Raw genomic sequence first — 20,482 nt, forward strand, 5'->3', positions numbered from 1 at the left:
CAGGTTGCCGAAGGACCGATCCATGACCGTAGAACGTTTGAATCTCGCTGATCTGAAAGCCAAGACCCCGGCCGACCTGCTGGCGATGGCTGAAGAATGGGAGATTGAGAACGCGCCCAGCATGCGCAAGGGCGAGATGATGTTCCAGATCCTGAAGGAACATGCGGAAGAAGGGTTTGAGATCGGCGGCGATGGCGTTCTTGAGGTGCTGCAGGACGGATTCGGGTTTCTGCGCAGCCCGTCGGCGAACTATCTGTCCGGCCCGGATGATATTTATGTCAGCCCCGAGATGATCCGCCAGTTCAGCTTGCGGACAGGGGATTCGATTGAAGGGGTCATTCAGGCCCCACGGGAAAATGAGAAGTATTTCAGCCTGATAAAGGCGACCAAGATCAATTTTGATGATCCGGAGCGGGCAAAGCACAAGGTGCATTTCGATAACCTGACGCCCCTGTACCCGGATGAGCGGTTCAAGATGGAGGTTGAGGACCCTACGATCAAGGATCGTTCGGCCCGGATCATCGATCTGGTGGCACCGATCGGCAAAGGGCAGCGCGCGTTGATCGTTGCACCGCCACGAACGGGTAAGACGGTGCTGTTGCAGAACATTGCGCATTCGGTAGCGACCAACCATCCCGAATGTTATCTGATTGTGTTGCTGATTGACGAGCGGCCCGAGGAAGTGACCGACATGCAGCGGAGCGTGAAGGGGGAGGTTGTGGCCTCCACCTTTGACGAGCCGGCGACGCGGCACGTGGCCGTGGCGGAGATGGTGATCGAGAAAGCCAAGCGGCTGGTCGAACACAAGCGCGACGTGGTGATTCTGCTGGATTCGATCACCCGTCTGGGACGCGCGTTCAACACGGTTGTGCCGTCGTCGGGCAAGGTTCTGACCGGCGGTGTGGATGCCAATGCGCTGCAGCGGCCGAAGCGGTTCTTTGGTGCGGCGCGCAATATCGAAGAGGGTGGTTCGCTGACGATTATCGCGACGGCTTTGATCGACACCGGCAGCCGGATGGATGAGGTGATCTTTGAAGAGTTCAAGGGCACCGGCAACAGCGAGATTGTGCTGGACCGCAAGGTGGCCGACAAGCGGGTGTTCCCGGCGATCGATATCCTGAAATCGGGCACGCGGAAGGAAGATCTTCTGGTTGAGAAGACCGATCTGCAGAAGACCTATGTGCTGCGTCGTATCCTGAACCCGATGGGCACGACCGATGCGGTTGAGTTCCTGATCACAAAGCTGAAGCAGACCAAGTCGAATGCCGAGTTCTTCGAGTCGATGAACACCTGAGTGTCCTGAACAGAGGCCAGAGCATGACGGACACGATATTTGCGCTGGCCACGGCCCGCGGCAAGGCGGGTATTGCTGTTGTAAGGGTGTCTGGCCCGGCTGCGCTTGAGGCTGCTGCTGCGCTTGGGGTTCATGGGCTTGTGCCACGGCAGGTGGCGTTGCGGCGGTTGATGGTTGGTGAAGATCTTCTGGATGACGGGCTTGTCCTGTTCTTTGAAGAGGGAGCGAGCTTTACCGGCGAAAAAATTGTTGAATTTCAGATACATGGGAGTGAAGCCGTTGTTGCGGCGCTGTTGGCGTTTCTGGCCGGGGTGCCTGATCTGCGCTTGGCCGAACCGGGTGAATTCACCCGACGGGCGCTTGAAAATGGCAGGCTTGATCTGACGCAGGTTGAGGCGCTTGCCGATCTGATCGACGCTGAGACGGAAGCTCAGAGACGACAGGCGCAGCGGGTTTTGGCGGGGGGGCTTGGCCAGCGGGCGGCCCTCTGGCGCAAGGATCTGATCCGCGCGGGCGCGTTGATTGAAGCGACCATCGATTTTGCGGATGAAGATATTCCTGTCGATGTTATTCCCGAGGTCTGTGACATTGTGGAGCGCCTGTCGCGCGCATTTGCGGATGAAATTGACGGCAGCCGGAGTGCTGAGCGTGTCAGAGCGGGATTTGAAGTCGCGATCACCGGCGCTCCGAATGTTGGAAAGTCCAGCCTTTTGAATGCGTTGGTCGGAAGAGATGTTGCGATAACGTCTGCTGTCGCCGGGACGACGCGCGATATCATTGAGGTCAGGATGGATCTGGGCGGACTGCCTGTCACGTTGCTTGACACAGCGGGTCTGCGCGAGGCGACGGATGAAGTCGAACGGATTGGCGTGGAGCGGGCGCGGGAGAGGGCACGACTTGCCGATCTGCGCGTGCTTTTGCTTGAGCCTGGCGACACGGCACCGGATGACAGCGCCGATATCATCGTCTGGAGCAAGGCAGATATTGCACCCGGACCGCGCTCTGTCTCCGGCCACACGGGCTATGGCCTTGATGGGCTTATCGAGGATATCCGGACACGCCTTCAAGGCCGCGTCTCGGGTTCCGGGTTGCTGATCCGTGACCGGCATCGCTCGGCGCTGGCTTTGGCCAGCGAATCCATGGCGTCTGCGCGCAAAGCTTTGTATGCTGTAGATCCGTCACTCGAGTTGGTTGCTGCTGATATCCGGTCTGCGGGCCATGCGCTGGATCTGCTAGTGGGTAAAATCGGAGTCGAGACCTTGCTGGACGAGATATTCAGCAGTTTCTGCATTGGAAAGTAGGAGTGTTTCACGTGGAACATTTTGATGTCATCGTGATCGGCGGCGGACATGCCGGAACCGAGGCTGCCTCAGCCGCGGCGCGTGCCGGTGCCCGGGTCGTGCTTATCACGCAGAAACTTGCGACCATCGGCATGATGTCCTGCAATCCGGCGATCGGTGGGCTTGGAAAGGGCCATCTGGTCCGCGAAATTGATGCCCTTGACGGGATCATGGGCCGGGCGGCTGATGCGGCTGGCATCCAGTTCAGGTTGCTCAATCGCCGAAAGGGGCCGGCGGTTCAGGGCCCGCGCGCGCAGGCCGACCGGGCGCTGTACCGCGCGTTTGTGCAGGCGGACTTGTCTAAACAAGAGAATCTGTCGTTGCTTGAGGGTGAAGTCATTGACCTAGTGGTTTCTGACGCACGGGTTACCGGGGTCGTGCTGTCTGATGGTCAAACACTTAACGCGAGGTCCGTCGTTCTGACTGCGGGCACTTTCCTGAACGGCCTGATCCATATCGGCGATCAGCAGCATGCAGGCGGGCGTATGGGCGATGCCCCGTCGGCGCGTCTGGGTGACCGGCTGAATGACTTGGACCTGAAGCGCGGGAGGCTGAAAACAGGAACACCACCACGGCTTGACGGACGGACGATCAACTGGTCGGTGCTGGAGGAGCAGAAGGGTGACGATGAGCCGACGATGTTCTCGTTCTTGAACCGCCAGCCTGTCGCGCGGCAGATTTCCTGTGGCATAACGCGGACCAATGAAAAGACGCATGATGTCATCCGGGCAAACCTGTCGCGCTCGGCCATGTATGGCGGGCATATTGACGGAGTTGGCCCGAGATACTGCCCGTCAATCGAAGATAAAGTTGTCAGGTTCGCGGATAAAGACAGCCATCAGGTCTTTCTGGAGCCTGAGGGGTTAAATGATCATACTGTCTATCCAAATGGCATTTCCTCTTCCCTTCCGCTGGAAGTGCAGACTGCCTACGTCGCTTCGATCCTCGGCTTGGAGAAGGCAGTTATTTTGCAGCCGGCCTACGCCATTGAGTACGATTTTTTTGATCCGAAAGCGTTGTCGGCGGGGCTCGAAGTTCTGAACCTCGAAGGTCTGTTTTTCGCCGGACAGATCAATGGGACGACTGGGTATGAGGAGGCTGCGGCGCAAGGTCTTGCAGCAGGACTGAACGCCGCGCGCCGTGCCAAGGGGCAGGACGAAGTCCAGTTTCATCGGTCCGGAAGCTATATTGGCGTTTTGCTGGATGATCTGAGGTCGCGTGGAGTGACCGAGCCCTACAGGATGTTCACATCGCGCGCGGAGTATCGGCTGTCGCTTCGGGCAGACAATGCCGACCAGCGGCTTACCGATTATGGAATCGGTCTGGGTATCGTCTCGGAAGAGAGAGAGGCAAGCTTTGGGAAGAAGCTGTCTCGTCTGAATGATGTAAAGGCACGGCTTGAGCAACGGACCTTCACGTCCCATGATCTGCTGGACCGTGGGCTTCAGGTAAGCTCGGATGGGTCTCGCCGAACCGGATTGGAAGTGCTGGGGGCGTTTCCAATGGTGCCGGAGCTTCAGGCTACCCTCTTTCCCGAATTGGAAGCTGTAGAGCCCGAAATTCTCAGCCAAATTCTTCGGGATGCGATGTACGGCCGCTACCTTGACCGCCAACAGGTACAAATTCATCAGCTCAAGCGCGAAGAGTTGACCGAAATTCCTAAAGATTTTCCTTATGCCGAGCTGTCTGGTTTGTCAGGCGAGCTCAAGGCTAAGCTTCTTCGCCAGCGGCCAGCATCACTGGCGCGCGCTGCCGAGATGGAGGGGATGACTCCGGCGGCGTTGGCGCTGATTCTCGCGCGCATCCGCCGGTCAGCAGCGCCGAAAGAAGCCGCCGATGTCGCGTGAGCAGGATCTTTTGGCGGCTTCTGGTGTTTCACGTGAAACAATGGAGAGGTTCAAGCTGCTCGAATCCCTCATCAGAAAGTGGAATCCGGTCATCAACCTCGTTTCCAAAGGCAGCATTTCGGAAATCTATGCCCGCCACATAATGGACTCCGTTCAACTGTTTGATCTCGTGGAGCTTCGCGAGGGCGTGTGGTGTGATATGGGAAGTGGGGGCGGATTTCCTGGCCTGGTTATTGCGGCTATGGCGAAAGGTGCAGGCCGAACTTATGACTTGCAAATGATAGAATCCGACAGTCGAAAAGCCGTTTTCCTAAGAGAGGCGGCGCGCCAGCTGGACCTGCATGCAGTGGTTGTCAACGCGAGAGTTGAGGCTGTGCCGCCGTTGTCGGCCAACGTGCTTTCGGCCCGCGCCCTCGGCCCCCTTTCAAAGCTGTGTGAATTCGCGGTCCGCCATATCGGTGACGCGGGCGTCTCATTGTTTCCAAAAGGAATTAACTACGCCGATGAGATCGAAAAAGCGCGCGTTGACTGGTCTTTTGATCTAACGGTCCACCCGAGCAAGACCGAAGCCGATGCGGCGATTCTGGAGCTGAGGAATATTCAACATGTCTGAGGACGCTCAACGCCTGCCACCCCGTGTGATCGCTATCGCCAATCAGAAGGGCGGAGTAGGGAAGACCACAACAACAATCAATCTGGCTGCAGGACTTGCCGAGTTCGGCTATAAGGTGCTGGTCATTGATATGGACCCGCAGGGCAATGCATCCACCGGCCTTGGCGTCCCACCAGAAGCACGAAAGCACACGAGCTACGATCTGTTGTTGGATCAGGCTCTGCTGGCCGACCTGATTCAAGGCACGACTGTGCCGGGCATTTCCCTGTGTCCTGCAAATGCCGATCTTGCTTCAGCAGATATCGACCTCGTTTCGAGCGAAAAGCGCTCGTTCCTCCTGTCAGATGCGCTACAGGAGGCTCAATTTCTGGCAACCGGGCATGACTTTGTGCTCGTGGATTGCCCGCCATCTTTGTCTCTGCTGACTGTGAATGCGCTTGTTGCGTCTGAATCGGTGCTGATCCCTCTGCAAAGTGAGTTCTTTGCGCTTGAGGGTCTGTCCCAGCTGATGCTCACAATCAGAGAGATCCGGAAGTCCGCCAATCCAAAGCTGCGGATCGAGGGTGTGCTTGTCACAATGACGGACAGCAGAAATCGCCTGTCACAGCAGGTAGAGGCCGACGCACGCGCAACTTTAGGCGATATGGTCTTTTCAACAACCATTCCCAGAAATGTAAGGGTGTCGGAGGCACCGTCCTACGCCTTGCCGGTCCTTCAGTATGACCCGACCTCGAAAGGCGCGGATGCATATCGGCGTCTGTCGCTTGAGGTCATTTCGCGAAGATCAAATGGCCGGGCAGCCTGACGCAAAAGGAAGAGTTATGGAAAAGAAGATTGAACGTAAGGGGTTAGGGCGGGGGCTTTCTGCGCTGATGGCGGATGTGAATCTCCTGAAAGGCGATGTCGACTCATCAGAGAAAAGCAGCATCTCAGCTGATGTTGTCCTTCCCATAGAGAAGATTTTCCCAAATCCAAATCAACCGCGGCGCGATTTTGATCCGGCGCTCCTGGAAGAGCTTGCGGCATCCATACGGGCACGGGGCATTATCCAGCCTTTGGTTGTGCGCCCGATGATTGAGGGCGACGGCTATCAGATCGTTGCTGGTGAGAGGCGGTGGCGGGCTGCGCAGATGGCTCAGCTGCATCAGGTTCCTGTGGTTGTCAGGTCCTTCTCGGACGACGAAGTTCTCGAAATCGCGATCATCGAGAACATTCAGCGCGCCGATCTCAACGCGGTTGAGGAGGCGCTGGGTTTCAGGCAGTTGATGGATAACTTCGGCCACACACAGGAAAAGCTTGCCGAGGCGCTGTCAAAAAGCCGGTCGCATGTGGCCAACACGATGCGACTGCTCAGCTTGCCCGATGACGTGCTCACCATGATCCGGACCGGCAAGCTGTCGGCGGGTCATGCCCGTGCGCTGATCGGAACGCCCGATCCGCTCGCCCTTGCGGTAAAGGTGGTGGGCGCGGGTCTTTCAGTTCGGGCGACCGAAAAACTGGTGCGCACTGTGGCAACGGACAGAGCTGACCGGCCAAAACGGGCTGTCCGGGACGAAAAAGACGCTGATACCCGCGCAATCGAGCTGGATCTGAGCGCGAACCTTGGGATGGGCGTCACCATTGACCACGACCCCTCGGGCGAGGGCGGGGTTTTGCGTTTGCGCTACAGGGATCTGGATCAGCTTGATATGCTGTGTCAGGCCCTGTCGGTCTTGCCCCGCGACTTCACGCCATAACGTCAGGACAGCAAAAGCTCCTTCAGAACCCAGTTCAGAAGGAGCCTGCCCGAGGCTGTGGTGTGCAGCCTGTCATCGGTCATGGCCACAAGACCTTGCTCTTTCAGGCTCTGGATCTTTGTCGGAGACAGCGGTTTGCCCATCAGGCGCTGGTAGTCTTGCAGATCGATGCCATCATTCACCCGCATACCCATCAGCACAAACTCTGTGGCCTGCGCTTCCGCCGTCAAAAGCTCTCGCCCATCCGCCATATCCAGACCCTTCAGCGCCCCTTCCAGCCATTCCCCCGGCATAAGCTGGGCGGCGGTGGAATGTCGGTTTCCGGTCAAATCCGTAAGCCTGCCGTGCGCGCCGGGCCCTATGCCGACAAAATCACCGCAGCGCCAGTAAATCAAGTTGTGGCGCGACTCGTCTCCGGCTCGGGCGTGGTTCGAGATTTCATAGGCGGGTCGGCCGTTCTCCTTGCATAGCGCCTGCGTCAGATCATACATGTCCGCCGCGACGTCTTCTTCCGGCAGCCCTTTCAACAGCCCGCGCTCGAACCGGGCACCGAAAACCGTACCTGGCTCGATTGTCAGCTGATAAAGTGACAGATGGCCCGCCGCCAGGAGTAATGCCTCCGTCAGTTCGGCCTCCCAACTGGCGAGGCTTTGGTCTTGCCTCGCATAGATAAGATCAAAGCTCGTGCGCTCAAAAATGGTCTGAGAGATTTCAATAGCTCTGCGGGCTTCGCGCGCGTCATGCATTCTGCCCAGTCGGCGCAGATCCTGATCGTTCAGGGCCTGGACTCCGACCGACACCCGATTTATCCCTGCCGCGCGAAAATCTGTGAACCGCCCGACCTCGACAGACGTCGGATTGGCCTCCAGCGTGATTTCAATATTGTTTGCCGGTGTCCACAGTTTCACCGCCTCATCCACAAGCGCAGCAACCGTTGCAGGCTTCATCAGTGATGGTGTGCCGCCACCGAAAAAGATGCTGCTGAGGACGCGATCCGGTGTTTCTCTGGCATACCGGCGCATTTCCAGCAAATACGCCTCGGCCCAGTCGTCATGATTCACCATCTCAGATACATGGCTGTTGAAGTCACAATAGGGGCATTTGGATTGACAAAACGGCCAGTGAACGTAAAGGCCAAATCCGGCCTCTTGCCATCTCTGCATGTCGTCCTCCATCGCCTTGGCGGACTGCGCCAAGGCTGGGTGTCAAATGTGTTTCACGTGAAACAGTGGGATACGAGCTTTCGGAACGCATCCGCCCGATGGCTGATCTTTCCCTTTACCGACCTGTCCATTTCGGCAAAGGTCAGGTCGTCGCGGTCAGGCACAAACATCGGGTCATACCCATGCCCCTGCGCGCCCCGCATTGGCCAAGCCAAGCGACCAGGTGCCTGACCTTCAAAAACCAGATCGGTTCCATCGGGCCATGCCAGCACCAGCGTACAGCGAAACTGCGCCAGACGCGGATGCGGCGCAGCGACAGCCTCGCAAGCCTCCCACGTCCGCGTCATGGCCAGCGTGAAATCTCGGCCAGCTGGGGTTTCAGCCCAGTCGGCAGTATACACGCCCGGGGCCCCATCCAGCGCATCCACGCATATCCCGGAATCATCGGCCAGCGCAGGCAGCCCAGTCGCTTTCGCTGCAGCATGGGCCTTTATTCTGGCATTGCCGACAAAGCTGTTCTCGGTCTCCTCAGGCTCCGGCAGCCCGAACGAGGCTGCAGAGACCACCTCAACCCCATACGGCCGCAGAAGATCGGCTATTTCCTCCAGCTTCCCGGCATTATGTGTCGCCACCAGAAGCCTGGGCCCAAGCTCAACCGCCATCACGACACCTTCAGTGCCGCAGCCTGCGCCGCAACCAAAAGCTTCGATCCTGCCTCTGCCAGATCCAGCAACTCCAGCATCTCCGCACGCGAAAACGAAGCGCCCTCGGCCGACATCTGCACTTCAATCAACCGACCGCGCCCGGTCATCACAAAGTTGCCATCGGTCCCCGCAGCCGAATCCTCCGGGTAATCCAGGTCGAGCAGTGGCTGCCCCGCATAAATCCCGCAGGACACCGCAGCGACATGATCCATGATCGGGTCGCTGACGATGGTTCCCGCCGCCAGAAGCCGGTTCACCGCCAGCCGCAGCGCCACCCAACCGCCGGTGATTGACGCACAGCGGGTGCCGCCATCGGCCTGCAGCACATCACAATCCACCACAATCTGCCGCTCCCCCAGCGCACTCCGGTCAACCCCGGCCCGCAGTGATCGACCTATAAGCCTTTGAATTTCTTGTGTTCTTCCGCTTTGCTTGCCCACGGCAGCCTCCCGACGCATGCGGCTGTTCGTCGCCCGCGGCAGCATCCCGTATTCCGCCGTCACCCAGCCAAGGCCGGTATTCTTAAGGAACGACGGGGCCTTGTCTTCAATCGTTGCCGAACACAGAACATGCGTGTCCCCCATCTTGATCAGGCAAGATCCTTCGGCATGCCGCATCACACCAGTTTCAATCGAAATCGACCGCATTTGGTCCAGTTTCCGGCCAGAGGGGCGCATCAGTCTTCCTTTCCATGGATTTAAGTCAGATATGCGTGGCCAAGGGGGCGATGCAACCCCGATTGACCATCCTGCTGATCGGAATACTCTTGCAAAATAAAAGGAGTCGCAGATGACCGATGGCGCAAAACTGCTGACCGAGATGAATGACCGGTCCCGCGAAGTGTTCCGGCGCGTGGTCGAAGGCTATCTCACCTCGGGCGAACCCGTCGGCTCGCGCAGCCTGACGCGCAGCATGTCCGAAAAGGTTTCGGCCGCCACCATCCGCAATGTGATGCAGGATCTCGAATTTCTGGGCCTGCTGGACAGCCCGCATATCTCTGCCGGCCGCATCCCCACCCAGCGTGGGTTGCGGATGTTCGTTGACGGGCTGCTCGAAGTTGGCACCGTTGCTCAGGAAGACCGCGACAAGATCGATGCCACCTTCAGCGAGTCCGACCGCGATGTCGCCTCGCTGCTCGATCAGGTCGGCTCGGCCCTCTCCGGCATCACCCGCGGGGCCAGTCTGGTGCTGTCGCCCAAGCGCGAGGCACCGATCAAGCATATCGAATTTGTCAGCCTGGCCCCCGACCGCGCGCTGGTGGTTCTGGTCTTTGCCGATGGCCATGTCGAAAACCGGCTGTTCACTCCGCCCGCCGGGCAAACCCCGTCTTCCATGCGCGAAGCTGCCAATTTCCTGAACGCCCTTGCCGAAGGCCGCACCCTGTCTGACCTGCGGCGCACCATGACTCAGGACATCGCCCGCCACCGGCAGGAGATCGACGTTCTGGCCCGCGATCTGGTCGAAAGCGGCATCGCGATCTGGGAAAACGGTGGCGAGCAAAGCGAACGGCTGATCGTGCGGGGCCGCGCCAACCTGCTGGAAGGCGCCACCGAAGGGCAGGAGATTGACCGCATCCGCATCCTGTTCGATGATCTGGAACGCAAGCGCGATATCGCCGACTTTCTCGAACTGACCGAGGCCGGCGACGGTGTGCGCATTTTTATTGGTTCCGAGAACAAGCTTTTCTCACTTTCGGGTTCCTCTCTGGTGGTCTCTCCCTATATGAACGCTGATCGTAAGATCATCGGTGCCGTTGGCGTCATTGGTCCGACGCGGCTGAACTATGGCCGTATCGTTCCGATTGTCGATTATACGGCGCAACTTGTCGGGCGGATGGTGTCCGAACGCGGCAAGGGCTAATCGGCGGATGATCGACCAAAGGTTTGTGTAAGGAAGACGAAAAGATGGCGCAGGACAACACCAGCCCCGAGACGACAGAGATCGAAGAGATCGAGGATTTCATCGGAACAGACGAACTCGACGCATTGCGCGCCGAACGCGATGAGCTGCGGGACCGTTTCATGCGCGCCCTTGCCGATGCCGAAAACTCGCGCAAACGGGCCGATCGTGACCGGCGCGAGGCTGAACAATACGGCAGCACCCGGCTCGCCCGTGATCTGCTGCCGGTGTTCGACAACCTGAAACGGGCTCTGGATGCGACAACCGATGATACCCGCACGCAGGCCTCTGCCCTGATCGAGGGTGTCGAGCTGACGCTGCGCGAGCTGACTCAGGTCATGACCAAACATGGCATGACCCCGATTTCGCCCGCACCGGGCGATGCGTTCGATCCGCAGCTGCATCAGGCCATGTTTGAGGCTCCCGTGCCCGGCACCAAAGCCGGCCAGATCATTCAGGTGATGACCGAAGGCTTCATGCTGCACGACAGGCTTCTGCGTCCGGCGCAGGTCGGCGTGTCATCCACGCCCGCCAACTGACCAGACCTGGGGCAGGGTGGCCGGTCAGGCCACCCGCTTTCCCTGCACCCAGGTGCCACGCACCGCTGCTGCAGTCCCGACACGTGCCACACGCACCACATCGGCCCGCGCCCCCGGCACCAGCTGCCCACGATCCTGCAACCCGGTCGCCAGCGCCGGGGCCTGCGTCACACAGGCCACACCCCGCGCCACATCGCCCCACAGATCGCCCAGCAGCAATGCTGCCGACAGCAGCGACGACGGCACATAGTCGGACGAGACAATATCCAGCAGATCCGCCTCTGCCAGCACGCTTGCCGCCACATTCCCCGAATGTGACCCGCCCCGGATCAGGTTCGGCGCCCCCATCATCACCCTGATCCCGTGCTGACGACAGGCCGCCGCCGCCTCCACCGTGGTCGGAAACTCGGCAAAGGTCACCCCATGCCCGGCAGACACCCCCACCTGCGGCGCTGTGGTGTCGTCATGGCTGGCCAGAGTCGCCCCATAGCGCCGGCTTTCCGCCACCGCCGTCGCCTCGTGCAGCGCGCCCAGCCGGTCGCGCAACGCCCGCAGCCCTTCCACATGCGCCACAAAGCCTGCGTCATCCATACCATGCTTGCCGCAGACATAATCCTTCAGTTTTGACACATCGCGGAACTGCCGCTCCCCCGGTGTATGGTCCATCAGGCTGACAATGCCGATCCGGTCCTCTGGCCCGAACTTTGCCATTTCCTCCACCAGCGTTTCAGAACAGATCTCGGCCCGCAGGTGCAGAAAATGGCTGATCCGCAAGGCCCCCTGCGCCCGCAGCTCCAGAATCTCATCCGCCAGCGCGCGGGCATATTCGCCGTAATTCGCCTTGGCGTTCGAGGTCACCGATCCGACCCGCAGCGCATCGAACACCGTGGTGATCCCCACGCTGGCAAGCTCTGCATCATGCGCGATGATCGCCGCCTGATGCGGCCAGTTCACCCGGGGGCGCGGCTCGATATGCCGTTCCAGATTGTCGGTGTGCAATTCGATCAGGCCCGGCATCACCAGATCACCCCCGCAATCCACCGCGCCCGCCGCCCCAGCAGCGCCAGAGCTGATATCGGCGATCCGTCCGTCTTTCATCTGCAGGCTGCCCCGGATCACCTCATCCGGCAGCACCAGAACGGCGTTTTCAAGAATTACTTCGGTCATGTCTTCAGTCCTGTCTTGCGATCCGTGGGGCAGGGGGTGCAATGACATTTTCCCGTCACACCCATGTGACAAACCCTGCCTATGCCGCCACCATGGATCAGATGAAACGTTTCGCCGTCTATTACGCCCCGCGCCCCGGCGCTTTTGCCGATGCCACCGCAGCCCTGCTGGGGTGGGACAATGCCCGCGCCTGCCCGGTGCCGCAACCAGATCTGCCCGGTCTGCCCGCGCCCTTGACCAGCCTGACCAGCGATCCGCGCAAATACGGCTTTCACGGCACCCTGCGCGCGCCCTTCCGCCCCGCCGCTTCGCTGGGCATGGAGGATGTAGCGGATGCCGTCCGCACCCTGTCGCGCGAGCTGGCACCCGTCAGCTGTGACGGGCTGCGCGTGGAAAACCTGCACGGCTTTCTTGCCCTGACCCCTTCGGGCGATCTGTCGCCCCTCAATACCTTCGCGGCCACCATCGTGCGCGCCACCAACCCGCTGCGCGCGCCGCTGAACGCGGAGGAACGGGCAAGGCGCCGCCCCGAAACCCTGACCCCCCGCCAGCTGGCGCTGCTCGATCACTGGGGCTACCCGCATGTGCTGGAGGAATTTCACTTCCACCTGACCCTGACCAACCGCCTCACCGACGCGCAGGCCGCCCGGACAGCCCCGGTTCTGTCCGCCCATCTGGCCCCAATCCTGCCAAAGCCCTTCACAATCGAAGACCTCTGCCTGTTTGGCGAAGACGCTGCTGGCCGGTTTCATCTGCTTCACCGCTTCCCGCTCTCGGGATAAACCGCCGCCAGAAACCGCGCGATACCGTCCTCAGCACGCCCATCGTTCACCACCACACGCGGCACAACCCCCGCTGGCAGCTCAAACCCCGCCCGCTCCAGCCGCGCACGCACATCCGCCACGCTCTCACGCCCCCGTGCCGCCAGACGCGTGGCCAGCACGTCATCAGGGGCCGTGACCAGAACAACCACCAGTCCCGGTATCAGATCCAGCGCCGCCGGTAGCGCCGCGCGTGACCCGTTGAACAGCACCGGCCCGCCGCCCGTCAGCTGTGCCGCCGGAATGCCGTACCACAGCCCATGCGCCCGCCAGTCCAGCGCGAATTCCCCCGCCGCCCGCCGCGCCAGAAACGCTTCCTCCGTCACGCCCTCGAAATCCTCGCCGCCCGCGCTGCCGGGCCGGGTGATCACCCGCCGCACCAGCCGCAGCCGCGGGTCCAGAGCACAGGCCCCGGCAATCAGCGTGTCTTTCCCCGCACCCGATGGCCCGACCACCGCAAAGATCATGCCGCAAGCCCCGGCGTGAAGCCGGTCACATCCACCAGCCGGTCACACACCCGCGCCCGCGCGCCTTCATCGTGGAAAATCCCCAGAATCGCCGCCCCCCGCGCCTTTGCCTCCTCAATCAGCCCCAGCACCACCTCGCGGTTTACGGCATCAAGGCTGGCGGTCGGCTCATCCAGCAGCAACACCGGAAAGTCATGCGCAAAGCCGCGGGCAATATTCACCCGCTGCTGCTCGCCGCCGGAAAACGTGGTCGGCGACAAGCCCCACAACCGCTGCGGAATGTTCAGCCGCGACAACAGCGCTTCCGCCCGCGCCCGGGCATCTGCCACAGGCACCCCCAGCCGCAGCAGGGGTTCTGCCACCACATCCACCGTCGGCACCCGTGGCACCACCCGCAGGAACTGGCTGACATAGCCCAGTGTGTCGCGCCGCAGCGCGATGATCTGGCGCGGGCTGGCCTGCGCCACATCGACCCCCGCCACCCGCAACCGCCCCCCGGCCGTCAGGTAATTGCCGTAAACCATCCGCATCAGGGTCGATTTGCCCGACCCCGACTGCCCGGTCAGCCCCACACATTCTCCGGCCACAATCCGCAATTCCGCCCCCGCCATCACGGGAATGACCACACCGCCCTGATTGTGCAGCGTGAACGCCTTCGACAGGTTCTCAATCTCGATCATCGCCGTCATAACCAGCGTCTCCATCTGAAGAAAAGATAGGTGCCGACCGCCGAGGCCAGCATCATGCCCAGCGCCATCGGATAGCCCAGCGTCCATTGCAGTTCGGGCATCACTTCAAAGTTCATGCCATAGGCGCTTGCGATCACCGTCGGCGGCAGGAACACCACCGCCACGACGGAAACGATCTTGATGGTCTGGTTCTGGCTCAGATTGATCATGCCCATCGTCGAATCGCTGGCCAGTGCCACCCGTGCCGACAGATGGTCGGCATGAACCTCCAGCGCATGCAGATCGCGCATCAACCCCTTGACCGGGTTTTTCAGCGCGGTTCCCCGGTGCTCGGCAATCAGGCTCTGTCCGAAATAGCTTACCGCCCGTTCGATCGTCAGCAAGGACAGCCGCACCCGGGCAATCTGTTCGCCCTCACGTCCGGTGCGGCGCAGGGCGGCAAGCAACTGGTTGCTGTCGGTGCCGCCATTGTCGCCGTACACCTCACGCGCCAGCGCATCCAGCGCCTTGCCAGAGCCTTCCAGCAGGTCGGCCAGACGCCCGGTGATCTCTTCGATCAGGCTGACAAACAGCCTGGCGCTGTCGGTGCAGCCCGGACCAACCCTGTTGGCCCGCTCCGGATAGGTGGTGAACGGGCGCGGCACATGGTGGCGCACGGTGAACAAGCGCTCCGGTGTCATGATAAAGGTGACGGGCCCCGACATCGGCTCGTTGGTCTCAGACATGCCGGGCAGAACCACGGTCATGTAATCTATGCCGTCTTCCCGGTACAGGCGGTTCGAGATCTCGATTTCTTCCATTTCCGCCAGCGTCGGCACCTCGATGCCCATGGCCTGAACCGTCTGAACCTGACTGTCCAAGGGCCGGTAAAGGTCTATCCAGACTGCATCCTGCAGCGGCGCGTCCAGCGGCAGCTTTTCCAGTTTGGTATCAATCGCGCGATAGGCAAAGAGCATCGGTCACACCTGCAGGACAGAGGAGACCAGTAGCTGGGTATAGGCATCCTGCGGATCGTCCAGCACCTGATCGGTCAGGCCCTGCTCTACCACACGCCCGCCCTTCATCACCATCAGCCGGTCCGCCAGCAAGCGCACCACCGCCAGATCATGCGTCACGATGATCACCGACAGCCCCATATCCCGCACCAGCCCGCGCAAAAGGTCCAGCAGCCGCGCCTGCACGCTGACATCCAGCCCGCCTGTGGGTTCATCCATGAACACCAGTCGCGGCCCGGTCACCAGATTGCGGGCGATCTGCAACCGTTGCTGCATCCCGCCGGAAAAGGCGCTGGGGCGGTCGTCGATCCGGTCGGCGGCAATCTCGACCCGGCCCAGCCAGTCGGTCGCCGTCTCGCGGATGCTGCCATAGTGGCGCGCCCCCACCGCCATCAGCCGCTCGCCCACATTGCCGCCGGCACTGACCCCCATCCGCAACCCGTCACGTGGGTTCTGGTGCACATAGGCCCATTCCGTGCGGGAAAGCCTGCGCCGTTCGGTCTCGGCCATCACCAGCACATCGCGCCCGGCATAGCGCACCGCCCCCAGATCGGGCACCAAATGCCCCGCCAGACAGGACAACAGCGTCGATTTGCCCGATCCGCTTTCGCCGACAATCCCCATCACCTCACCGGGAAACAGGTCAAACGACACATCGGCGCAGCCGATCCGCGCGCCATAGCGCTTGGTCAGGCCGGTCACGCTCAGCAACGGCTGATCCAGTGCTGCCTGCATCTCTACCATCCCCATCACACCCCCTCCGCCGGTGACAACCGCCCGCGATGCCCTGCCGCCTGCCGCCCGGCACAGAAATCGGTGTCCGAGCATACAAACATCCGCCCGCCAGCATCGTCGATGATCACCTCGTCCAGATAGCTTTCCGATGCCCCGCACAGATCACAGTCATGCGGCGCCTTTGACGCCACAAACGGATGATCGTCAAAGTCGAGGCTGACCACCGATGTATATGGCGGCAGCGCATAGATCCGCTGCTCGCGCCCCGCGCCAAACAGCTGAATTGCCGGGCAGTCCCCTAGCTTCGGGTTGTCGAATTTCGGAATCGGCGAGGGGTCCATCACATAGCGCCCCTCCACCTTGACCGGATAGGCATAGCTGGTGGCAATCTCGCCATGCCGCGCGATGTCCTCATACAGTTTCACATGCATCAGCCCGTACTCTTCCAGCTCATGCATCTTGCGGGTTTCGGCCTCGCGCGGTTCCAGAAAGCGCAGCGGCTCCGGGATCGGCACCTGATAAACCAGAATCTGCCCCTCGCGCAGCGGTGCTTCGGGAATCCGGTGGCGGGTCTGGATCACGCTGGCCTCTGCCGTGGCCTCCGTCACCTGCACCCCCGCCGTGCGTTGAAAGAACTTGCGGATGCTGACGGCATTGGTGGTGTCATCGGCACCCTGATCGATCACCTTCAGCACATCTTCCGGCGTCAGGCAGGCCGCCGTGACCTGCACACCGCCGGTGCCCCAACCATAAGGCATCGGCATTTCCCGGCTGGCAAAGGGCACCTGATAGCCGGGCACCGCCAGCCCCTTCAGGATCGCACGGCGGATCATCCGTTTGGTCTGCTCATCCAGATAGGCGAAGTTATAGGCCTGATCACTCATTGCGCAGCCTCCTGCACAGCCATGGCTTCGGCCCGCAAACGCCGCACCAGCTCCAGTTCCGATTGGAAATCGACGTAATGCGGCAGCTTGATATGCTCCAGAAACCCGGTGGCCTGAATGTTGTCGCAATGCATCAGCACGAACTCCTCATTCTGCGCCGGTGCGCCGCTGTCGTCTTCACCCAGCTCTTTCCAGCGCAGAGCGCGATCCACGAGGCTCATCGCAATCGCCTTGCGCTCGCTCTGGCCGAAGACCAGCCCATAGCCGCGGGTAAACTGCGGCGGTTCGGTTTTTGAGCCTTTGAACTGGTTCACCGTTTCACATTCGGTCAGCTCCACCTCACCGATCTCGATGGCGAACCCCAGTTCAGGAATATCCATCTCGACCGCCACCGTGCCGATCCGCAATTCCCCCACAAACGCATGGGTGCGCCCATAGCCGCGCTGGGTGGAATAGGCCATCGACAGGATAAACCCCTCATCCCCCCGCGTGATCGCCTGCAAGCGCAGCGCGCGGTCGGCGGGCAGTTCCATCGGTTCGCGGGTCAGGTCGGGCGGGGTGGCACCAGACGGCTCCGCCACCTCGATCAGCCCGTCGCGGTTCAGGAACCTGGTCACATGCGGCACCGATCCCGTCTGCGCCGGGGCGGTTGCCGCCTCCGCCACCGCGCCTTCGGCGGCAAGTTTGAAATCCAGCAGCCGGTGGGTGTAGTCAAACGTTGGCCCCAGGATCTGCCCGCCCGGCAGGTCCTTGAATGTGGCACTTACCCGCCGGTCCACCGCCATTGCCCCGGTATCCACCGGGTTCGATGCGCCCAGACGGGGCAGGGTGGTGCGATAGGCGCGGATCAGGAACACCGCCTCGATCAGATCGCCGCGCGATTGCTTGATCGCCAAAGCCGCCAGATCAGGGTCGAAAAGTGACCCCTCCGCCATCACCCGGTTCACCGCCAGCTTCAGCTGCTCGCGGATCTGCGCAACACTCAGCTCCGCCACGCCCGGATCGCCCCGGCGCTCTTCGGCCAGCCAGGCATGGGCATTGTCGATGGCGCGCTCGCCGCCTTTGACCGCTACATACATGGTGCGCCCTCCACCTTGGTGGACCGCGGCAGGGCGGCCACGCGGTCACCGGCGGTGAAAATGAAGTCCAGCCCCAGCGGAAACTGGCCCGCATTGCGCTGAAACGCATCGATCTCGGGCAGCGACAGCTGCGCCACGGTTTTGATCCCCGGCCCGGTCAGCGTGGCGCCCGCGTTTGTCAGATCATTCATCAGCACAATCAGCGTGGCCGCGCGGTCGGGATAATCCGGGTCGCCTTGGTGAAAGCGCTCAACCGGCAGCAGATCCTGCCACCGCCCCACCGCAAACATCGCTTGCCCGGCCCCGACCAAAGGCGCGCCGATGTGAAAGGTGATCCAGTCGCGCACCGGCGGGCAATCGACCTCGCCGGCCAGATGCAGCGGCGTGGTGCCATCGGCCAGCGTCAACAACACCATTCCCGCCGCGATCGAAAGCGGCGCCGGTGGCTGCGCGCCACTGACGGACTGAAGGGTGCCGGGGCGGGAAACAGACTCCAATACAGCCCGAAACGCCCGCGCCGCCTGTTCGGGCGGGCTTGAGAACCCACCGCCAAGCGCAATAGATGTCATGCGTCTTCTCCCCGCACCATGGTAAAGAAATCAACCTTCGTGGCCGCCGCTTTTTCGGCGCGGCGCACACGCGCGGCGTCCGCCTCTGCCGTCAACGGCACCAGCACCGCCGCCCGGATCTGCGCGGCACGCTCCGTCTGCATCAGCGCATCAATGGCGGCCGCCCGCAGCGCATGGGCCTTGTCCCGCCCCTGCACATAGCCATGGCCGACCGCACCCTCCGCCAGCCGGACCGAACAGCGCGTCACCGTCATCTCGCCCAGATTGAACGGCGCACCCGTGGCACCGATCCGGCCCCGCACCATCACCGCGCCAACCTCTGCCGGGCGCAATGTCTCCAAAACCGGCAGGTCCGGCATCAGCTCTGCCAACCGCGCCGGGTCAGCCTTGGCCAACACCGACATCCAGTCACGCCGCGCCGCATGTGAAGCGTTCATTTTGCCCCCGACATCTTGCCATGTTGTCTAACTCACTATACAACTAGACAAATACTAGCCCGCAACCGAAACCCCCGCAACCCGGCAAGGCGTGAAATTTTCATGACAGACCCCACCCGCACGGCTTTGTGGACCTCCATTGCCGAAACCCTTTCGGCCGAGATTGCCAAGGGCCACTACCGGCCCGGCGACAAACTCCCGACCGAGGCGCAGCTGTCGGTGCGCTTCGGGGTGAACCGGCACACGGTGCGGCACGCGGTCCAGTCTTTGGTGCAGGCGGGCACTTTGCATTCGCGGCGGGGGTCGGGCGTTTTCGTGATGCTGCAGCCTACCGACTATCCGCTGGGCCTGCGGGTGCGGTTCCATCAGAACATCGCCGCCTCTGGCCGGACCGCCTCACGCCAGTTCAACCGGCTGGAAACGCGGGGCTGTGACGCGGGCGAGGCAGAGGCGTTGGGTCTGACAGCCGGCGCGCCGGTTCATGTGGTCGAGGGGGTCTCGATGGCGGACGGACAGCCGGTTGCCGTGTTCCGGTCGGTGTTTCCAGCGGGCCGGTTTCCTGACCTGCTGACCCATGCGGCGAAGACCCCGTCGATCACGGCGGCCTTGTCGGCCTGCGGCGTGGCGGATTATACCCGGCGGTCAACCCGGATCACGGCGCGGCTGGCCAATGCGGTACAGGCGGTCGCCCTGCGGCTGGCCGAGGGGGCGGCAATTCTGCGGTCAGAAGCGGTGAACGTCGACCCCGCGGGCCAGCCGGTCGAATACGGGCTGGCCTGGTTTGCCGGCGACCGGGTCACGCTGACCCACGCGCCGGACCAGCCTTAGCCGCTGTATTTGTCCAGAAATGCCTCAGCCTTCATACCGCGAAAATCTGGCAGCGCTGCGCGCAGCCGGTCGTGGTCCCAGTCCCACCACGCCAGCGCCAGCAGTCGCGCGGCGATCTCGGTCGGAAAGCGGGGGCGCAGCGGGGTGGCAGGCACACCGGCCACAATCGTATAGGGCGGGACATCACGGGTCACGACCGCACCCGCAGCGATGACCGCCCCAGCACCGATGGTCACATCGGGCCGGATGATCGCGCCATGCCCGATCCAGCTGTCAGGGCCGATGACCGTGCGGCGGCTTTGGCGGCGCTCAAAAAACGCGGCGTCATCTGTCGCGTCATCCCAGTAATAGCTGGACCGATAGACAAAATGGTGCAGGCTGGCATGGTCCATCGGGTGATCGGTCGGGCCGATCCGGACCATCGCCGCAATATTGGCAAATTTGCCCACGGTCGTATTGGCAATATCGGCCAGCCGGTCGCAATAGGCATAATCCTCGAAACTGGAATTGAGGATGCGGCTGTCGGCCCCAACCTCGACCCAGGCCCCCAACCGACTGTTCACAATTTGGCACCCCGGATGGATGAGCGGTTCAGTGGCAGAGAGTTTGGGCATCAGGAGCGCCTTTGTAACACAGGGGGGAGGAGACAGTGGCATGCAATATCAATGCTTTGTCT

The 20,482-nt window shown here is 61.6% G+C and carries 23 protein-coding genes; 10 read left to right on the forward strand and 13 right to left on the reverse strand.

Annotated features, from left to right (window positions below):
- Positions 1–22 precede the first annotated feature (22 nt).
- From rho to Q7J44_RS11805, 6 genes are read left to right on the forward strand one after another with little or no spacing between them, the layout of a single operon-like run.
- Complete coding sequence (rho, locus tag Q7J44_RS11780; RefSeq protein ID WP_304880077.1) at positions 23–1,294, forward strand: transcription termination factor Rho; 1,272 nt, start codon at positions 23–25, stop codon at positions 1,292–1,294.
- A 23-nt stretch (positions 1,295–1,317) separates the two neighbouring features.
- Positions 1,318–2,595 (forward strand): tRNA uridine-5-carboxymethylaminomethyl(34) synthesis GTPase MnmE, encoded by a 1,278-nt coding sequence (mnmE, locus tag Q7J44_RS11785; RefSeq protein ID WP_304880079.1) that lies wholly within the window; start codon positions 1,318–1,320, stop codon positions 2,593–2,595.
- A gap of 11 nt (positions 2,596–2,606) precedes the next feature.
- On the forward strand, positions 2,607–4,481 hold the full coding sequence (mnmG, locus tag Q7J44_RS11790; RefSeq protein WP_304880081.1) for a tRNA uridine-5-carboxymethylaminomethyl(34) synthesis enzyme MnmG: 1,875 nt from the start codon (positions 2,607–2,609) through the stop codon (positions 4,479–4,481).
- A complete protein-coding gene (gene rsmG / locus Q7J44_RS11795) occupies positions 4,471–5,094 on the forward strand; it encodes a 16S rRNA (guanine(527)-N(7))-methyltransferase RsmG (RefSeq protein WP_304880083.1) in 624 nt (207 codons plus the stop codon). The genes mnmG and rsmG overlap by 11 nt, the downstream gene beginning before the upstream one ends.
- The gene (locus tag Q7J44_RS11800) at positions 5,087–5,899 is read left to right on the forward strand and encodes a ParA family protein (RefSeq protein WP_304880086.1); all 813 of its coding nucleotides are present in this window, start codon (positions 5,087–5,089) and stop codon (positions 5,897–5,899) included. The genes rsmG and Q7J44_RS11800 overlap by 8 nt, the downstream gene beginning before the upstream one ends.
- Before the next feature lie 16 nt (positions 5,900–5,915).
- The gene (locus Q7J44_RS11805; protein WP_304880088.1) at positions 5,916–6,830 is read left to right on the forward strand and encodes a ParB/RepB/Spo0J family partition protein; all 915 of its coding nucleotides are present in this window, start codon (positions 5,916–5,918) and stop codon (positions 6,828–6,830) included.
- Between the two features lie 2 nt (positions 6,831–6,832).
- Here Q7J44_RS11805 and hemW read toward each other — a convergent pair whose 3' ends face one another.
- From hemW to rph, 3 genes are read right to left on the reverse strand one after another with little or no spacing between them, the layout of a single operon-like run.
- A complete protein-coding gene (hemW, locus tag Q7J44_RS11810; RefSeq protein WP_304880369.1) occupies positions 6,833–7,993 on the reverse strand; it encodes a radical SAM family heme chaperone HemW in 1,161 nt (386 codons plus the stop codon).
- 53 nt (positions 7,994–8,046) lie between these two features.
- Positions 8,047–8,655 carry an RdgB/HAM1 family non-canonical purine NTP pyrophosphatase gene (rdgB, locus tag Q7J44_RS11815; RefSeq protein WP_304880091.1) on the reverse strand — a complete coding sequence of 203 codons (609 nt, stop codon included), beginning with the start codon at positions 8,653–8,655 and terminating at the stop codon, positions 8,047–8,049.
- Positions 8,655–9,374, reverse strand: coding sequence for a ribonuclease PH (rph, locus tag Q7J44_RS11820; protein ID WP_304880093.1), 720 nt, complete (start codon positions 9,372–9,374; stop codon positions 8,655–8,657). The genes rdgB and rph overlap by 1 nt, the downstream gene beginning before the upstream one ends.
- Before the next feature lie 112 nt (positions 9,375–9,486).
- Here rph and hrcA point away from each other — a divergent pair, with 112 nt between their 5' ends.
- Together hrcA and Q7J44_RS11830 are read left to right on the forward strand one after the other, a co-directional pair.
- Positions 9,487–10,557 (forward strand): heat-inducible transcriptional repressor HrcA, encoded by a 1,071-nt coding sequence (gene hrcA, locus Q7J44_RS11825; protein ID WP_304880095.1) that lies wholly within the window; start codon positions 9,487–9,489, stop codon positions 10,555–10,557.
- Positions 10,558–10,601: 44 nt separating this feature from the next.
- Positions 10,602–11,135 carry a nucleotide exchange factor GrpE gene (locus Q7J44_RS11830; protein WP_304880097.1) on the forward strand — a complete coding sequence of 178 codons (534 nt, stop codon included), beginning with the start codon at positions 10,602–10,604 and terminating at the stop codon, positions 11,133–11,135.
- 24 nt (positions 11,136–11,159) lie between these two features.
- Here Q7J44_RS11830 and Q7J44_RS11835 read toward each other — a convergent pair whose 3' ends face one another.
- On the reverse strand, positions 11,160–12,302 hold the full coding sequence (locus Q7J44_RS11835; RefSeq protein WP_304880098.1) for an alpha-D-ribose 1-methylphosphonate 5-triphosphate diphosphatase: 1,143 nt from the start codon (positions 12,300–12,302) through the stop codon (positions 11,160–11,162).
- A 41-nt stretch (positions 12,303–12,343) separates the two neighbouring features.
- Between Q7J44_RS11835 and Q7J44_RS11840 the strand changes: the two genes are divergently transcribed.
- Complete coding sequence (locus Q7J44_RS11840) at positions 12,344–13,084, forward strand: DUF1045 domain-containing protein (protein WP_304880099.1); 741 nt, start codon at positions 12,344–12,346, stop codon at positions 13,082–13,084.
- On the opposite strand, the gene phnN is transcribed toward Q7J44_RS11840, so the two are convergent.
- Genes phnN through phnG form a run of 8 tightly spaced genes read right to left on the reverse strand, consistent with a single transcriptional unit; the run spans position 13,060 to position 18,978 of the window.
- A complete protein-coding gene (phnN, locus tag Q7J44_RS11845) occupies positions 13,060–13,590 on the reverse strand; it encodes a phosphonate metabolism protein/1,5-bisphosphokinase (PRPP-forming) PhnN (protein WP_304880101.1) in 531 nt (176 codons plus the stop codon). The genes Q7J44_RS11840 and phnN overlap by 25 nt on opposite strands.
- Entirely contained in the window at positions 13,587–14,270 is a 684-nt protein-coding gene (gene phnL, locus Q7J44_RS11850) for a phosphonate C-P lyase system protein PhnL (RefSeq protein WP_304880371.1), read from the reverse strand. The genes phnN and phnL overlap by 4 nt, the downstream gene beginning before the upstream one ends.
- A 5-nt stretch (positions 14,271–14,275) precedes the next feature.
- On the reverse strand, positions 14,276–15,235 hold the full coding sequence (locus Q7J44_RS11855; RefSeq protein ID WP_304880103.1) for a magnesium transporter CorA family protein: 960 nt from the start codon (positions 15,233–15,235) through the stop codon (positions 14,276–14,278).
- Between the two features lie 3 nt (positions 15,236–15,238).
- A complete protein-coding gene (gene phnK / locus Q7J44_RS11860; protein WP_304880372.1) occupies positions 15,239–16,018 on the reverse strand; it encodes a phosphonate C-P lyase system protein PhnK in 780 nt (259 codons plus the stop codon).
- 5 nt (positions 16,019–16,023) lie between these two features.
- Complete coding sequence (locus tag Q7J44_RS11865) at positions 16,024–16,893, reverse strand: alpha-D-ribose 1-methylphosphonate 5-phosphate C-P-lyase PhnJ (protein ID WP_304880106.1); 870 nt, start codon at positions 16,891–16,893, stop codon at positions 16,024–16,026.
- A complete protein-coding gene (locus Q7J44_RS11870; RefSeq protein WP_304880108.1) occupies positions 16,890–17,972 on the reverse strand; it encodes a carbon-phosphorus lyase complex subunit PhnI in 1,083 nt (360 codons plus the stop codon). Before Q7J44_RS11870 ends, Q7J44_RS11865 begins: the two co-directional genes overlap by 4 nt.
- Positions 17,963–18,541, reverse strand: a complete 579-nt coding sequence (gene phnH, locus Q7J44_RS11875; protein ID WP_304880111.1) for a phosphonate C-P lyase system protein PhnH — start codon at positions 18,539–18,541, stop codon at positions 17,963–17,965. Before phnH ends, Q7J44_RS11870 begins: the two co-directional genes overlap by 10 nt.
- Positions 18,538–18,978, reverse strand: a complete 441-nt coding sequence (gene phnG / locus Q7J44_RS11880; RefSeq protein ID WP_304880114.1) for a phosphonate C-P lyase system protein PhnG — start codon at positions 18,976–18,978, stop codon at positions 18,538–18,540. Before phnG ends, phnH begins: the two co-directional genes overlap by 4 nt.
- 102 nt (positions 18,979–19,080) lie before the next feature.
- Between phnG and phnF the strand changes: the two genes are divergently transcribed.
- Positions 19,081–19,806 (forward strand): phosphonate metabolism transcriptional regulator PhnF, encoded by a 726-nt coding sequence (phnF, locus tag Q7J44_RS11885; RefSeq protein WP_304880117.1) that lies wholly within the window; start codon positions 19,081–19,083, stop codon positions 19,804–19,806.
- Here phnF and Q7J44_RS11890 read toward each other — a convergent pair.
- On the reverse strand, positions 19,803–20,420 hold the full coding sequence (locus Q7J44_RS11890; protein WP_304880120.1) for a chloramphenicol acetyltransferase: 618 nt from the start codon (positions 20,418–20,420) through the stop codon (positions 19,803–19,805). The two genes, phnF and Q7J44_RS11890, sit on opposite strands and share 4 nt — an antisense overlap.
- Between the last annotated feature and the right edge of the window lie 62 nt (positions 20,421–20,482).

It is taken from the genome of Pseudotabrizicola sp. (genome assembly GCF_030656345.1).
Taxonomy (GTDB): domain Bacteria; phylum Pseudomonadota; class Alphaproteobacteria; order Rhodobacterales; family Rhodobacteraceae; genus Pseudotabrizicola.